This is a genomic window from Ruegeria sp. BHSA162 (assembly GCF_059613385.1).
In genome coordinates this window covers 1-14,585 of sequence record NZ_JBXWSK010000034.1, presented here as the reverse complement: position 1 = coordinate 14,585, position 14,585 = coordinate 1, and the positions used below count along the sequence as shown (strand labels likewise).

Below are 14,585 nucleotides of genomic sequence, written 5' to 3'. Positions count from 1 at the left end.
ATGGGTCCTGTCAGGCGCGGGAGCATTTCGGTCTCAGGCAACGGACCGGCCCGCATGACGCAGGCCGGTAGTGTTCAAACCTGACGCACCGCGCCTTTTGCAGCGCTGGTCGCCAGCTTGGCATAGGCCTTCAGTGCCGTGGACACCTTGCGCTTGCGCGGTGCGGCAGGAACCCAGCCCTTTTCGTCCTGGACTTCCCTGCGGGCTGCCAGCTCTTCGTCGGACACGGCGAGGTGGATCGAGCGGTTGGGGATGTCGATTTCGATCGTGTCCCCGTTCTGAACCAGGCCGATCTCACCGCCTTCGGCCGCCTCGGGCGAGACGTGCCCGATCGACAGGCCCGAAGTGCCGCCCGAGAAGCGACCGTCGGTCAGCAGCGCACAGGCTTTGCCCAGACCTTTGGATTTCAGGTACGAGGTCGGGTACAGCATCTCTTGCATACCAGGCCCGCCGCGGGGGCCTTCATAGCGGATCACGACCACGTCACCTTCCTTGACCTTGCCGGTCAGGATGTCGTTCACCGCCTGGTCCTGACTTTCGCAGACATAGGCGGTGCCGGTGAATTTCAGGATGTTCTCGTCCACACCTGCGGTCTTCACGATGCAGCCGTCGCGCGCGATGTTGCCGAACAGAACAGCCAGACCGCCATCCTGACTGAACGCATGGTCCTTGGACCGGATCACGCCGTTTGCCCGGTCGGTGTCCAGTTCCTTGTAGCGGTTCGACTGGCTGAACGCCTGGGTCGTGCGCACGCCACCGGGGGCGGCCTTGAACAGATCTTGCGCTTTGGGGTTGTTGGTCACCGTGATGTCCCAGTTGGCGATGGCCTCGGCCATGCTGGCCGAATGCACCGTGCAGCAGTCGTCATGCAGCAGGCCGGCGCGGCTCAGCTCGCCCAGGATCGAGAAGATGCCACCCGCGCGATGCACATCCTCCATGTGGACGTTTTCGGTGTTGGGCGCGACCTTGCACAGGCAGGGCACCTTGCGGCTCAGCCGATCCATGTCGGACATGGTGAAATCCACCCCGCCCTCATGCGCGATGGCCAGCAGGTGCAGCACCGTGTTGGTCGAGCCGCCCATGGCGATGTCCAGGCTCATGGCGTTTTCGAAGGCCTCGAAGGTCGCGATCTCGCGCGGGAGGAAGCCTTTTTCGTTCAGCTCATAGTGGCGCTTGGTGATTTCGACGATGCGGCGGCCGGCCTCCAGGAACAGCTCCTTGCGGTCGGCATGGGTGGCTAGCGTCGAGCCATTGCCCGGCAGCGCCAGACCCAGCGCCTCGGCCAGGCAGTTCATCGAGTTCGCGGTGAACATGCCCGAGCACGATCCGCAGGTGGGGCAGGCGTTTTCTTCGATATGTTTGACCTGCTCGTCGGTGTATTTGTCATCGGCGGCGGCGACCATGGCATCGACCAGGTCGATCTTCTTCACATCCAGATCGGCGATGTCGATCTTGCCGGCCTCCATCGGCCCGCCCGAGACGAAGATGGCCGGGATGTTCAGGCGCATCGCTGCCATCAGCATGCCCGGGGTGATCTTGTCGCAGTTCGAGATGCAGACCATCGCATCGGCACAGTGTGCGTTGACCATGTATTCGACGCTGTCGGCGATGATCTCGCGCGAGGGCAGCGAATACAGCATCCCGTCATGGCCCATGGCGATGCCGTCATCGACGGCGATGGTGTTGAACTCTTTGGCCACGCCGCCGGCGGCCTCGACCTCGCGGGCGACCATCTGACCCAGATCTTTGAGGTGGACGTGCCCCGGCACGAATTGCGTGAACGAGTTGACGATGGCGATGATCGGCTTGCCGAAATCGTCGTCGCCCATTCCGGTGGCGCGCCACAGGCCACGGGCACCGGCCATGTTGCGGCCATGGGTCGAAGTTCTGGATCGGTACATTGGCATGATGCTGTTTCCCTTTTGCCCGGTTGCAAAACCGGGGGTGCGTGCGTTATAGCGCACGTAGCACATGTGCGTTATAACGCACAAGGTAAATCGCGGGACGTGGCCATGGAATCGGATGACATCACCCTGAAACTCAGAGACGTCCGTGCGGCATCGGGGCTGAGCCTGGCCAAAGTGGCCGAGTTGACCGGAGTCAGCAAGGCCATGCTGGGCCAGATCGAGCGCGGCGAATCAAGCCCCACCATCGCGACGCTGTGGAAGATCGCCAAGGGGTTCCAGATGCCGCTGAGCGCGCTGATCGGCACCAGCGCCCTGCGCGATCCGGCGGATGCGGCCCGGTTCCGCACCGTGACCTTTCCGGGCAGTCTGAAGGTCAAGATCGTCTTTCCCTTCGACCCGGTTCTGGGGGCCGAGACCTTTCACGTCGAACTGGACCCCAACCAGTGCCACGAATCCCCCGCCCATGCCGCCGGCGTGACCGAGGAAGTTTTTTTGCTCAGCGGCGCGCTCGAGGTGCTGCGGAACGGCGAATGGGTGCCGTTGAGCGCGGGCCAGGGGTTGCGCTTTCCCGCCGACCTGCCGCATGGCTATCGCGCCGGCCCCGAGGGCGCGGCATTCTTGAACATGCATCACTACGGACACCGGCCCGCCACCGCCGCGGCCGGTTGATACGGCAGAAGGAGATGACCCGATGACGGACTTCCTGAACGGTCTGACGCTGGCCGATGGCATCGGGTCCTTCGGGGCGCTGATCGTGGTCGCGGCTTATTTCGCCACCCAGATGCGGATGATGAATTCCGACGATCTGGCCTTTCCGGTCGTGAACCTGGTGGGGTCGGTTCTGATCGTCTATTCGCTGCTGCAGAATTTCAACCTGGCCTCGATGCTGATCGAAAGTTTCTGGATCGCCATCAGCGTGATCGGCATCATCCAGCATTTCCGCCTGCGACGGGCGCGATAGGGCCGCAGAGACCCGATCCAGCCTTGAACCCGCACCCTTGCGCGTATAGGGAAATCCCTGCGCGTAAAGGGGAGGCATTGATGCTGGACGATCCAAAAACCCTGGTTTCCACCGAATGGCTGGCCGCCCATCTGAAGGACCCGGATCTGCGGATCCTCGACGCCTCGTGGTACCTGCCGCAGCAGGGGCGCGACGCCCGCGCCGAATACGAGGCTGGGCACATTCCCGGCGCGCGGTTCTTCGACATCGACGAGATCTCGGACCACCGCTCGGACCTGCCGCACATGGCGCCTCCGGTCGAGAAATTCATGTCGCGCCTGCGGGCCATGGGCGTGGGCGACGGTCATCAGGTCGTGGTCTATGACGGCGCGGGCCTGTTCTCGGCGGCGCGTGTCTGGTGGCTGTTCCGCCTGATGGGGCAAGAGAACATCGCCGTTCTGGACGGCGGCCTGCCCAAATGGGTTGCCGAAGGGCGCGAGATCGAGGATCTGCCCCCCGTCATCCGCGACCGCCACATGACCGTGCGGGTGCAGAACCACCTGGTCCGCGACGTGACCCAGGTCTCAGCCGCCGCCAAGCTGGCCGATCACGAAATCATCGATGCCCGCGCCGCCGACCGTTTTGCCGGATCGCAGCCCGAACCGCGCGAGGGGCTGCGGGCGGGGCACATCCCCGGTTCGCGCAACGTGCCCTTCGGACAGTTGCTGAGTGCCGATGGCACCATGAAATCGCCCGAGGACTGCCGCGCGGTGTTCGAAGCCGCAGGCGTCGATCTGTCGAAACCCGCCATCACCACCTGCGGGTCAGGCGTGACCGCCGCGATCCTCAGCCTTGCGCTCGAGCGCATGGGCAAGAAAGACCATTCGCTTTATGACGGCAGCTGGGCCGAATGGGGCGCCTTCCCGACCCTGCCCGTCGCAACCGGAGACTCCTGATGTTTGAAAACCTCAAGCCGCAGCCAGCCGACAAGATCCTGGCCCTGATGCAGATGTATCGCGAGGACCCGCGCGAACAGAAGATTGATCTGGGTGTCGGCGTCTACAAAAACGCCAATGGGGTGACCCCGGTGATGCGGGCGGTCAAGGCCGCCGAGCAGCGAATCTGGGAAGAGCAGGACTCAAAGGCCTATACCGGGCTGGCCGGTGATCCGGTCTATGCCGATGCGATGATCAGCCTGATCCTCGGCACCAGCGTGCCGCGCGCCAACATCGCCGCCGTGGCCACCCCGGGCGGCACCGGTGCCTGCCGGCAAGCGTTCGAGCTGATCCGCATGGCCAACCCCTCGGCCCGGGTGTTCGTGTCGAACCCGACCTGGCCGAACCACATCTCGATCCTGAACTATCTGGGCATCGAAACCGTCGCCTACCGCTATTTCGACGAGGAAACCCGTGGCGTCGATTTCGACGGCATGATCGAGGACCTCAAGACTGCCAAGGCGGGCGACGTCGTGTTGCTGCACGGCTGCTGCCACAACCCGACCGGCGCCAACCTGAACATGGTCCAGTGGCAAGAGGTGGTGAACCTGATCAACGACCGTGGTCTAGTGGCGATGATTGACATCGCCTATCAGGGCTTCGGCGACGGTCTGAGCGAGGATGCCCAGGCGACCCGGCTTGTCGCTGCGTCGGTCAAGGAATGCCTGATCGCGGCGTCCTGTTCGAAGAATTTCGGTGTCTACCGCGAGCGGACCGGCCTGCTGATGGCCGTCAGTGCCGATGCGGGCCAGACCGCGTTGAACCAGGGCACGCTGGCGTTTCTGAACCGCCAGAACTACTCGTTCCCGCCGGATCACGGCGCGCGCGTGGTGACCACTATTTTGATGGATGAGGGCCTGCGCGCCGATTGGATGGCCGAATTGGAAGAGGTGCGAATGTCGATGCTGGGCCTGCGCCGCCAGCTGGCGGACGAACTGCAGCGGCTGAGCGGATCGGACCGGTTCGGCTTCCTGGCCCAGCATCGCGGCATGTTCTCGCGCTTGGGCGCCGCGCCCGAGCTGGTCGAGAAGCTGCGGGTCGAGCATGGCATCTACATGGTCGGCGACAGCCGCATGAACATCGCCGGATTGAACGAGGCCACCGTGCCGATCCTGGCCAAGGCCATCATCGACGTTGGCGTCTGAGCTCAGGCATTTCAAAAAAGGAAACCCGGGCACGAATGCCCGGGTTTTTTTGTTTGGTTTGTAGACGGCTTAGCCCTTCGAGAACTCGGGATAGGCTTCCATGCCCAGCTCGCCCATGTCGAGGCCGTTGATCTCTTCTTCCTCGCCAACCCGCAGGCCGACGGTGGCCTTGAGGATCGAGAACAGGATGTAGCTGACCACGAAGACGAAGATCCCGATGGCCGCAAAGCCGATGATCTGGGTCACGAAGGACGCGTCGCCGTTGGTCCAGGCCACGATGAAGGTGCCCCAGAAGCCCGCGATCAGGTGAACCGGGATGGCGCCGACCACGTCGTCGATCTTCATCTTGTCCAGCAGCGGCACGGTGTAGACCACGATCACGCCACCGATGCCGCCGATGATCAGCGCCTGGAACAGCGACGGTGCCAGCGGTTCGGCGGTGATCGAGACCAGCCCGGCCAGCGCACCGTTCAGCACCATGGTCAGGTCGACCTTGCCGTACATCACCTGGGTCAGGATCAGGGCAGCGACGGCGCCGGCGGCTGCGGCCATGTTGGTGTTGGCGAAGATGCGGCTGATGTCAGCCATGTCGCCGATTGTGCCCATGGCCAGCTGCGAGCCGCCATTGAAGCCGAACCAACCCAGCCACAGGATGAACGTACCCAGGGTGGCAAGCGCCAGGTTCGAGCCGGGGATCGGAACGACCTTGCCGTCCTTGCTGTATTTGCCGATCCGGGGGCCCAGCACGATGGCTCCGGCCAGCGCGGCAAAGCCACCTGCGGCATGCACCAGGGTCGAGCCCGCGAAATCGCTGAAGCCCATTTCGGACAGCCAGCCGCCGCCCCACTGCCACGAGGCTTCGATGGGGTAGATGACACCGGTCAGGACGATCACGAAGATCAAGAAGGGCCACAGCTTGACCCGCTCGGCCATGGTGCCCGACACGATCGAGGCGGTGGTGGCGCAGAACATCAGCTGGAAGAAGAAGTCCGAACCGACCGACGCATAGGACAGATCGGTTTCGACGCCATCAAGGCCGACCGGTTCCAGCGAGGTGGGCGAGAAGGCGCCCAGAATGTTGGTGATGGTCCAGCCGTCGCCCGGATACATCAGGTTGAAGCCGACCAGCCAGTACATGATCGCGGCAAAGGAAAACAGGCCGATGTTCTTAACCAGCTGCATCGCCACGTTCTTGGAGCGCACCAGACCGGCCTCGAGCATTGCAAAGCCCGCGGCCATCCAGAACACCAGGAAGCCGCCCATCAGGAACAGCAGCGAAGTCAGGATGTATTGCGTATGCTGCGCGGTTTCGCCGGATGCGGCGGCCTCCTGCGCCAGGCCCATCTGCGGCAGCGCGACGATCGCGGCGGCAGGGATGAGTGATTTCATCAGGTTCATGTTCAGTCCTCGAATGATTGTCGGTCGTGGCGCCTTACAGCGCCTCCTCGTTGAGTTCCCCGGTCCGCACGCGCAGGGCCTGCTCGACATCGAGGACGAAAATCTTGCCGTCGCCGATCTTGCCGGTCTTGGCGGTTTTGGTGATGGTCTCGACGATCTGGTCGGTCATCGCGGCGGGCACCACGATTTCCAGCTTGATCTTGGGCACGAAGTTCACCGCGTATTCGGCGCCCCGATAGATTTCGGTGTGACCGGATTGCGAGCCGAAGCCCTTGATCTCGGTCACCATCATGCCGCGCACGCCCGCCTCGGTCAGTGCCTCGCGCACCTCCTCGAGCTTGAACGGCTTGATTGTCGCAATGATCAGTTTCACGTCTTTCCCCTCTTCTGTTCCGGTGGGTCCGGCTTTGCACCTGCAGAAAAAGAGCCCGACATGGCCGCGCAAGGAACGATTTCGGCAAAAAGACGCTGGGGAAGAGGGGTAAAGTTGCACATTTTTTGCACAAAAACGGCAAAGTGATTAAAAAATACGCAAGTGTGAGAGGGGAATTCGCGCTATTTCACACCTCTACATGGGCGCGACAGCGCGGTATGGTGCCACAAAAGCAAAAACGGGCAGAGTTTGAGCATGACTGAGTCCAAGCGTCGAAAACCGCTGGTGGCGGACAAACGGTATCCGTCCGGAGGCCGCAAGACCTCGTCTGCCAAGCGGACGGCGAAACCGGCGGGCAAGAAGGCGACGGCGCGCAAGACCACGACCCGAAAGACCAGTCGCAAGCCCCGGGGCAAACGTTCGGGAGGCGGGCAGGGCGGCTTCTTTCGCCGGCTGTTCCGCTGGATAGGGCGCCTGATCTGGGGGCTGACCTGGCGGGTGGGTGCGATAGCCGCTCTGCTGCTGGCGCTTGCCGTTGGGGTTGTGTACTCCACCCTGCCCGAGGTCGATGCCCTGCTGGACGGGCGCGCGCGCGGGTCGGTCACGCTGCTGGACCGGGACGGCAAGGTCTTTGCCTGGCGCGGGGATCAGTTCGGCGGCGTTATCACCACCGACACCGTGTCGCCGCATCTGAAGAATGCGGTTGTCGCGACCGAGGACAAGCGCTTTTACCGTCACTTCGGCGTAAGTCCGCGCGGTATTGCCAGTGCGGTGAAAATCAACCTGTCCGAGGGGCGTGGCCCACTGTCGGGGCATGGCGGTTCGACCATCACCCAGCAGACGGCCAAGCTGCTGTGTCTGGGCGTCCCGTACGACCCGACTGAGTGGGAATCGGAAGCGGCGTATGAAGCCGACTGCCGTCAGGGCTCGCTGTGGCGCAAGGCCAAAGAAGCGATCTACGCGATGGCGATGGAGGTCAAATACTCCAAGGAAGAGATCCTGACCATCTATCTGAACCGGGCGTTTCTGGGGGCCGGGGCCCGCGGGTTCGAGGCGGCCAGCCAGCGCTATTTCGGCAAGTCCGCGGCCGAGGTGGACCCGGCCGAGGCGGCGATGCTGGCGGGGCTGCTGGTGGCGCCCACGCGTTATGCGCCCACCAACAACCTGCAACGCTCGCAGGACCGGGCCAAGGTGGTCATCAGCCTGATGGAGGATCAGGGTTACCTGACCACGTCACAGGCAACCGTGGCGCGCAACAACCCGGCCGAGCTGTCCGAGGCCGCCGCCGCCCGCGCCGGGGGCTATTTTGCCGACTGGGTCATGGCCAGCGGCCCCGAATTCTTTACCCGCAACACCACCGAGGACGTGGTGATCAAGACCACGCTGGACCAGCGGATCCAGCAGGCGGCCGAAGCGGCGCTGAAACAGGTGTTCGACGAAAAGGTCAGTGAAGGCTCAAAAGCGCAGGCCGCGATCGTGGTGATGTCGGCCGATGGTGCGGTCCGGGCCATGGTGGGTGGACGCAAGACCAAGGTGTCGGGTGCGTTCAACCGCGCGACGCAGGCGCTGCGCCAGACCGGGTCCTCGTTCAAACCCTTTGTTTATGCCACCGCGCTGGAACTGGGCTATTCGCCGCTGGCCACGGTAGTGGACGAGCCATATTGCATCGACATCCCGGGGTCCGGCCAGTGGTGCCCAAAGAATTACACCAACAAGTTCTACGGTCGCGTGACCCTCGCTGATGCGCTGAAGAACTCGTTGAACATCCCGGCCGTCAAGGTGGCCGAGGTTGCTGGGCTGGACAATGTGCGCACCGTTGCCAGCGGGTTTGGCATCGAAAGCGATCTGGCGGCGGGCCCAGCCCTGGCGCTGGGCGCCTCGGAAAGCACACTGATCGAAATGACCGGCGCTTATGCCGGTATCCTGAATGGTGGCTCGTCCGTGGAACCTTACGGCCTGACCGAGTTGAAACTGCTGGGCGATGATGCCCCGATGATGGTGACGACAACCGGAATCGGCGAGCGAGTAATCCGAGACGAAGCTGCCAAGCAACTGACCTGGATGATGGAGCGCGTGGTATCCGAGGGAACCGGACAACGCGCCAAGTTGTCGGGATGGCAGGTTGCAGGCAAAACAGGCACGACCCAGGCCGCCCGGGATGCTTGGTTCATCGGCTTTACCGCGGACTATGTGGCCGGTGTCTGGATGGGCTATGACGACAACACGCCGTTGTCGGGCGTGACCGGCGGTGGGCTGCCAGCCGAGATTTGGAAGGAAACCATGGTGCGGGTCACCGAAGGCATGACTCCGACCCCTCTGCCGATGCTGGCTCCGGCCGCTCCGGTCCAGACGACTCAGCAATCCCAGCCACGCCGCAGGCAGCAGGGTGGCTTTGCCAAGGCCGTCGACAGTCTGTTGAAGGATCTCTTTGGCGGCAACTAGACCGCAGATGATCAGACGGGCGGCGCTGGGCGCCGCCCGGATCGGTCGTTACAGGCTTTCGTCCAGCGCGGCGACGATCGCATTGCCCATTTCGCTGGTCGAAACCGGCTGAACGCCTTCTTCGGCCAGCAGATCAGCCGTGCGGACACCATCGGCCAGAACCTTTTCGACCGCGGCTTCCAGACGATCGGCCTCGGCGCCTTGGTCAAAGCTGTAGCGCAGCGCCATCGCAAAGCTGAGGATACAGGCGATCGGGTTGGCCTTGCCCTGACCGGCGATGTCGGGGGCCGAGCCGTGGACGGGTTCATACAGCGCCTTGGGCCGACCGTTGGCCATCGGCGCGCCCAGCGAGGCCGAGGGCAGCATGCCCAGCGAGCCGGTCAGCATCGCCGCGCAATCCGACAGGATATCGCCGAACAGGTTGTCGGTCAGGATCACGTCGAACTGCTTGGGTGCGCGCACCAGCTGCATGGCGCCGTTGTCGGCATACATGTGGCTCAGCTCGACCTCGGGATAGTCCTGGCCCACGCGGGTCACCACCTCGCGCCACAGGATGCCCGATTCCATTACGTTGGCCTTTTCCATCGAGCACAGCTTCTTGTTGCGGCGCATCGCCAGTTCAAAGGCCGAGCGCGCGGCGCGTTCGATCTCAGATTCGGTGTAGCGCTGGGTGTTGATGCCCACGCGCTCGTTGCCTTCCTCGAAAATGCCGCGCGGTTCGCCGAAATAGACGCCCGAGGTCAGTTCGCGCACGATCATGATATCGAGACCGGCAACCACGTCCTTTTTGAGCGACGAGAAATCGGCCAGCGCGTCAAAGCACTGGGCCGGGCGCAGGTTCGAGTACAGGTCCATCTCCTTGCGCAGGCGCAGCAGGCCGCGCTCGGGCTTCACGCTGAAATCCAGATCGTCGTATTTCGGGCCGCCCACGGCGCCCAGCAGAACCGCGTCGACCTCTTGCGCCTTGGCCATCGTCTCGTCCGACAGGGGCTTGCCGTGCACGTCATAGGCGGCACCGCCGACCAGATCCTCGCTCACGTCGAATTCAAGGCCGCGCTTGGCGCCGAACCAGCCGATAATCTTGCGCACTTCGGCCATGACTTCGGGGCCAATTCCGTCTCCGGGCAGGATGAGGAGCGAGGGGTTGGACATGAACGGTCTCCTTGCGTTTTTCAGCATCGGGCCTAGCGTTTGCGGTGCATCTGGTCAATGAGGCGTTCTGGTCAAAATGCGCGGAATCAGGGCCGTACAGCGCGAAAAACGCCGCTGAACATGCGCCGGTCACCCGATCTGGGTCACAGGCTGGCTTTCAGCCCTTCTGCCAGCAGGTCCCAGACCCGGCGAATGCGCGGTGTCTGCCGCATGGCCTGCGGCGCAGCCAGCCAGACCGGCAGAACCGGGATGTCCACATCCAGCGGCAGAATTTCGACCGCAGGATCAGCCTCGGCCACTTGAACCTGGCTGAAACCGATGCCGCAACCCGCACGGATCAACTCCCAATAGGCGCTTTGAAGATCGCAACGGGTGGCAAAGTTTTCCTTGCTGGCAGGCCAACCCTTGGCCTGCATTTTCGAGATGATCAGGTTGTTGGAGTCGAAACCTACCAGGTCATGCTGAAACAACTCTTCGGGGGTGGTTGGCCGACCGGCGCGGTCCAGATACGACCGGGCTGCGCAGAAACACAACGGTACGTCGCCCAGATGCCGGGTCACGATATCGACCTGCTCGGGGCGGTACATGCGAACTGCGATATCAGCTTCGCGGAACAGCAGGTTCTCGCTGGTGTCGGTGGCGACCAGTTCCAGCTGGATCGAAGGTTCTTGCCTGCGGATGTCCGCCAGAATGGACGGCAGGATATGGTGCGATGCGAAGACTGACGCGGTGATGCGGACCGTACCGCCCAGCTGTTGCGACTGCCCGGCGGCGGCCAGGCTCAGCTGACGCATGGCCGTGTGCATCTGTTGCGCCATCGGCAGCAATTGCTGGCCGGCTGCGCTGAGCTTGAGGCCTCGCGCATGGCGATCGAACAGCGACACGCCCAAATCCGTCTCGAGCGCCTGCACCTGGCGACCAAGCGTCGGCTGACTGCGCCCCAGTTCCCGCGCAGCCGCCGACAACGATCCCGTTTCCGCAACTGCCAGAAAGCTCTGCACCAAAGACCAATCAGAAAGTGCCAAGGTTTTATCCATGCGCAGATGAATACATGCTCTGCGTTTTTCGGCAATTCCCAAAGGTGAGTGAATGGATATCTTTTGTTCAACCGCCAGGGCTGACAGGAGGTTGTGATGACGGGAAAGGTGCTGATCCTGGGATCTTCGGGGCGTTTTGGCCGCAATGCCGCAGACGCGTTTCAAACGGCCGGATGGACGGTGCGGGGATTTGACCGCGCGAGGGATGATCTGTCCACCGCAGCCCGGGGTGCGGATGTCATCGTGAATGGCTGGAACCCGCCATACACCGAGTGGGCGCGGCAGGTGCCGGATTTGCACGCTCAGGTCATCGGTGCGGCGAAGGCAACCGGGGCGACCGTGATCGTGCCCGGTAACGTTTATGTTTTTGGGGCCGACACGCCCGGGCCGTGGGCGGCAGATACGCCGCATCTTGCAACCAACCCTCTGGGCCAGATTCGGATCCGTATGGAGGAGGCCTATCGGTCGTCGGGCGTGCGCACCGTGATCCTGCGCGCCGGGGATTTCCTTGACACGCAAGCCTCCGGCAATTGGTTCGACCAGATCATGATCAAGCCCCTGGCCAAAGGGCGTTTCGTCTATCCCGGTGACCCTGACATTGCCCATGCCTGGGCCTACCTGCCGGATCTGGCCCGCGCTGCGGTTCAGTTGGCCGAGATGCGGCATGACTTGCCGCGCTATTGCGACATTCCTTTTGCCGGATACACGTTGACCGGCCGCCAATTGGCACAGGCCTTGTCGGAAGTGACCGGGGCTCCGGTGCGCCTGAAGCAGATGAACTGGTGGCCAATTGTTCTGGCCCAGCCGTTCTGGAAACTGGCCCCGCATCTGCTTGAGATGCGCTATCTGTGGGACACGCCGCACCGCTTGGATGGCTCGTTCTTCGACTCGTTGATCAGCGATTTCGCATCCACGCCGCTGCACGAGGCATTGAAAACCGCTGTGTCTGACCTGTCGCATGATAGCCCGCGAACCACAGACGTGGATCGAGTTCAGGGCCTGTCATAGGCCCGGCGGCATGTCAGGGTGTGACAAGTCAACCCAAATCAGGCGATGTCGGCTGGCCTTGCGGGCCGCGGCAAGGGGCGCGCCTTTGGCGTCAGTCCAGCGGATGCCGGCGTTTTCAACCACCCAGTCGACCGATGGCAGCAGATAGTCAACACGCCGTTCACCCACCGCCTTCCAGACCACCGTTACAGCCGAGCCTGCGCCATCCACGGGTCGCGGATCCTGCAGGCTGGGGTGCTGTAACAGATCGCGGATGGCTTCATTGCGCCCCTCGCCCAGGTTCGGGTCAAGATTGGCGTCACCGGCAATGATGAAACGACTTTTCGGGGCTGGACCCAGCCCGCCGTCAAGCAACACCGACCACAGCCGGATCTCATCGCGATTGCGCAATCCGTTGCGATCCTCAGGCCCGTCGAAGACAGGAGGGGTGGCGTGAAAGGTCATCAGGTTCAGGCGGCCTTGAGGTGTCTCCACCGGCACGATCCAATGGGCGGTCGACGACAGGCGCTGAACAGCGTGGGCTTGTTCGGACGGGAAAGGCAACCCGCCAAGGGTGGGTAGCGTCGCGCCGGGCAGGTCCTTCCAAAGCAGCGCTGAAAGGTCACGAACCTCATCCTTTGCGATCGGATAACGGGACAGCACGGCCAGCCCGCCATTTCCGGTGAAACGGCCCCATCCCTGGGCGTCTCCGGGTCCGCCCCGTTCTCCGTCCCCGTCCAGATCGAGCGACGTCATCAGCCCCGAGTTGGGCTGACCAGCGAAGAGATGCGGGTAATCCAGCCCTGCCGCGCGCAACCGATCAGCCAGCGCGGACAGGGCCAGGTTGTCATGGTCCCAGTCGATGCCTTGCAGGGCCAGGACATCGGGGGCAGCGGCAGTCAGAACGTCAATCACGGCCTGCACCTGGGGATCATCGCGCCGAATATCACGCAGCAGCAAGCCCGGACCTTTACGGCCTAGCTCAGCATTGAAGCTGGCAACGCGCACTGGCTCTGCCTGCGCCGCAAACGGCAGCAACAGCAGAACAAGAATACGGATCATGCGGTTTGGGTCGTCTCGGTGGTCGAGTAGGCGCGGCGTTTTTCCACGATCAGCCCGGCAATGCGCAGGGTTGCCATCCCGCGCATGATCATGCTGGCCGGCAGGAAAGCCCACGCGCTCATGGTCCAGATCAACGTCTGCGGATTGGACAACGACAGCGGATCAATGAAATCCGTGAGCAGCTTGATCAGGGCCGGAATCAGGAACGGTAGCAGAACGCCGACCGAGATGTTCAACCGACCGTCGCGCTGCAGGCGAGTCACCACGTCTCCACCCTTGGTGGGGTCGAACAGGGGCAGGTTGGTCCAGACATTGAATGCCCCATTGCCAGTGGGCCATCCACGCAGTTTGACCGCATAGGCAAAGCTGGCGATCGTGACCAAAGCGGCGACATAGGCGACACTTGCCGTTATGCGTACCAACTCGACCAGGGGTTGGCTCGCGTCAGCAGGCAGCATCAACACCACCAGGCGGACAGGTGAATAGGGGAAGTCCACGACATTCGCGACCGCCAGGCCGACCGAATACACGGTGCTGGTCAGTTCCGTCGGCGCATAGGCGTTCTTGCAGATCAGGGTCAGGAACGAGATCATCGACATCAGGCCGACAAAGCGCAGCCTGTTCACGGGCGGCGCATCGCGGAATTCGATAAAGCTGGGAAAAGCCGAGTTGTATTCGGCGAATGTCAGAATGAATGCCAGGATTGCCAGAAAGACAACGATCTCGGTCCCGTTGGACGTAGATGCGGGCAGATACAATGCGGGTGTCAGCACCAGAAGTGCCACCAACAATCCCCGTATCGCAGCCCCTGTTGTGCGAGCAATCACTATCCGAACCCTTTCCAAACCGGACCAGTCGATTCTTCGCCGACTTGGTTCCAACTTGATGCCCGCCAATCTCGATATTTGGCGGATGCCCCTTTAGCGCCATCATTGGCGATAAGCGGCATTACGCTCAAGCCGAGGTGCAGAAAACACGTGATTTCGGGCAAAAAGATGGCGAAACTGGTGCGGCTTTGCATCATTCACGTCGCAAATTCGACGTGTAATGGAAATGATTCTCTACATGTTGTGGTTGCTTTGACTTTAACCCCAAGAATGCGAACGGGGCCGCCTTGGCGACCCCGTCTGGTTGAGTATCCACAGGT

Annotated in this window: 13 protein-coding genes; 6 read left to right on the top strand and 7 right to left on the bottom strand. The window is 62.6% G+C overall.

All coding sequences use genetic code 11. The features are described 5' to 3' along the window. Window positions 1-74: 74 nt before the first annotated feature. Window positions 75-1,907, bottom strand: coding sequence for a dihydroxy-acid dehydratase (ilvD, locus tag AC2FM5_RS11390; RefSeq protein ID WP_170342535.1), 1,833 nt, complete (start codon window positions 1,905-1,907; stop codon window positions 75-77). Between the two features lie 105 nt (window positions 1,908-2,012). Between ilvD and AC2FM5_RS11385 the strand changes: the two genes are divergently transcribed. The 4 genes from AC2FM5_RS11385 (at window position 2,013) to AC2FM5_RS11370 (ending at window position 4,987) form a co-directional block, all read left to right on the top strand. Beyond that, a complete protein-coding gene (locus AC2FM5_RS11385) occupies window positions 2,013-2,576 on the top strand; it encodes a helix-turn-helix domain-containing protein (RefSeq protein ID WP_496735619.1) in 564 nt (187 codons plus the stop codon). Window positions 2,577-2,598: 22 nt separating this feature from the next. Then, the gene (locus AC2FM5_RS11380; RefSeq protein WP_170365659.1) at window positions 2,599-2,868 is read left to right on the top strand and encodes a CBU_0592 family membrane protein; all 270 of its coding nucleotides are present in this window, start codon (window positions 2,599-2,601) and stop codon (window positions 2,866-2,868) included. Between the two features lie 80 nt (window positions 2,869-2,948). Next, window positions 2,949-3,803 (top strand): 3-mercaptopyruvate sulfurtransferase, encoded by an 855-nt coding sequence (gene sseA, locus AC2FM5_RS11375; RefSeq protein ID WP_170372517.1) that lies wholly within the window; start codon window positions 2,949-2,951, stop codon window positions 3,801-3,803. Beyond that, window positions 3,803-4,987, top strand: coding sequence for an amino acid aminotransferase (locus AC2FM5_RS11370; protein WP_496735613.1), 1,185 nt, complete (start codon window positions 3,803-3,805; stop codon window positions 4,985-4,987). Before sseA ends, AC2FM5_RS11370 begins: the two co-directional genes overlap by 1 nt. Window positions 4,988-5,056: 69 nt before the next feature. On the opposite strand, the gene AC2FM5_RS11365 is transcribed toward AC2FM5_RS11370, so the two are convergent. Then, a complete protein-coding gene (locus AC2FM5_RS11365; RefSeq protein ID WP_496735611.1) occupies window positions 5,057-6,385 on the bottom strand; it encodes an ammonium transporter in 1,329 nt (442 codons plus the stop codon). A gap of 34 nt (window positions 6,386-6,419) precedes the next feature. Continuing rightward, window positions 6,420-6,758 (bottom strand): P-II family nitrogen regulator, encoded by a 339-nt coding sequence (locus AC2FM5_RS11360; RefSeq protein ID WP_093963790.1) that lies wholly within the window; start codon window positions 6,756-6,758, stop codon window positions 6,420-6,422. Between the two features lie 255 nt (window positions 6,759-7,013). On the opposite strand from AC2FM5_RS11360, the gene AC2FM5_RS11355 reads away from it, so the two are divergent. After that, window positions 7,014-9,200 carry a transglycosylase domain-containing protein gene (locus AC2FM5_RS11355; protein WP_496735609.1) on the top strand — a complete coding sequence of 729 codons (2,187 nt, stop codon included), beginning with the start codon at window positions 7,014-7,016 and terminating at the stop codon, window positions 9,198-9,200. Window positions 9,201-9,248: 48 nt separating this feature from the next. Here AC2FM5_RS11355 and leuB read toward each other — a convergent pair whose 3' ends face one another. Together leuB and AC2FM5_RS11345 are read right to left on the bottom strand one after the other, a co-directional pair. Next, window positions 9,249-10,352: a 3-isopropylmalate dehydrogenase gene (gene leuB, locus AC2FM5_RS11350; protein WP_496735607.1), complete on the bottom strand. Its 1,104-nt coding sequence runs from the start codon at window positions 10,350-10,352 to the stop codon at window positions 9,249-9,251. 143 nt (window positions 10,353-10,495) lie between these two features. Next, entirely contained in the window at window positions 10,496-11,389 is an 894-nt protein-coding gene (locus tag AC2FM5_RS11345) for a LysR family transcriptional regulator (protein ID WP_170461234.1), read from the bottom strand. Window positions 11,390-11,485: 96 nt separating this feature from the next. Here AC2FM5_RS11345 and AC2FM5_RS11340 point away from each other — a divergent pair, with 96 nt between their 5' ends. After that, a complete protein-coding gene (locus AC2FM5_RS11340; protein WP_496735605.1) occupies window positions 11,486-12,397 on the top strand; it encodes a Rossmann-fold NAD(P)-binding domain-containing protein in 912 nt (303 codons plus the stop codon). On the opposite strand, the gene AC2FM5_RS11335 is transcribed toward AC2FM5_RS11340, so the two are convergent. Together AC2FM5_RS11335 and AC2FM5_RS11330 are read right to left on the bottom strand one after the other, a co-directional pair. After that, window positions 12,392-13,438 carry an endonuclease/exonuclease/phosphatase family protein gene (locus tag AC2FM5_RS11335; RefSeq protein ID WP_496735603.1) on the bottom strand — a complete coding sequence of 349 codons (1,047 nt, stop codon included), beginning with the start codon at window positions 13,436-13,438 and terminating at the stop codon, window positions 12,392-12,394. The genes AC2FM5_RS11340 and AC2FM5_RS11335 overlap by 6 nt on opposite strands. Then, a complete protein-coding gene (locus tag AC2FM5_RS11330; protein ID WP_170359843.1) occupies window positions 13,435-14,265 on the bottom strand; it encodes a hypothetical protein in 831 nt (276 codons plus the stop codon). Before AC2FM5_RS11330 ends, AC2FM5_RS11335 begins: the two co-directional genes overlap by 4 nt. Between the last annotated feature and the right edge of the window lie 320 nt (window positions 14,266-14,585).

Coding starts and splice junctions, on each gene's coding strand:
- ilvD (WP_170342535.1), bottom strand. CDS start 1,907: ATGCCAATGTACCGATCCAGAACTTCGACCCATGGCCGCAACATGGCC.
- AC2FM5_RS11385 (WP_496735619.1), top strand. CDS start 2,013: ATGGAATCGGATGACATCACCCTGAAACTCAGAGACGTCCGTGCGGCA.
- AC2FM5_RS11380 (WP_170365659.1), top strand. CDS start 2,599: ATGACGGACTTCCTGAACGGTCTGACGCTGGCCGATGGCATCGGGTCC.
- sseA (WP_170372517.1), top strand. CDS start 2,949: ATGCTGGACGATCCAAAAACCCTGGTTTCCACCGAATGGCTGGCCGCC.
- AC2FM5_RS11370 (WP_496735613.1), top strand. CDS start 3,803: ATGTTTGAAAACCTCAAGCCGCAGCCAGCCGACAAGATCCTGGCCCTG.
- AC2FM5_RS11365 (WP_496735611.1), bottom strand. CDS start 6,385: ATGAACCTGATGAAATCACTCATCCCTGCCGCCGCGATCGTCGCGCTG.
- AC2FM5_RS11355 (WP_496735609.1), top strand. CDS start 7,014: ATGACTGAGTCCAAGCGTCGAAAACCGCTGGTGGCGGACAAACGGTAT.
- leuB (WP_496735607.1), bottom strand. CDS start 10,352: ATGTCCAACCCCTCGCTCCTCATCCTGCCCGGAGACGGAATTGGCCCC.
- AC2FM5_RS11345 (WP_170461234.1), bottom strand. CDS start 11,389: ATGGATAAAACCTTGGCACTTTCTGATTGGTCTTTGGTGCAGAGCTTT.
- AC2FM5_RS11340 (WP_496735605.1), top strand. CDS start 11,486: ATGACGGGAAAGGTGCTGATCCTGGGATCTTCGGGGCGTTTTGGCCGC.
- AC2FM5_RS11335 (WP_496735603.1), bottom strand. CDS start 13,438: ATGATCCGTATTCTTGTTCTGCTGTTGCTGCCGTTTGCGGCGCAGGCA.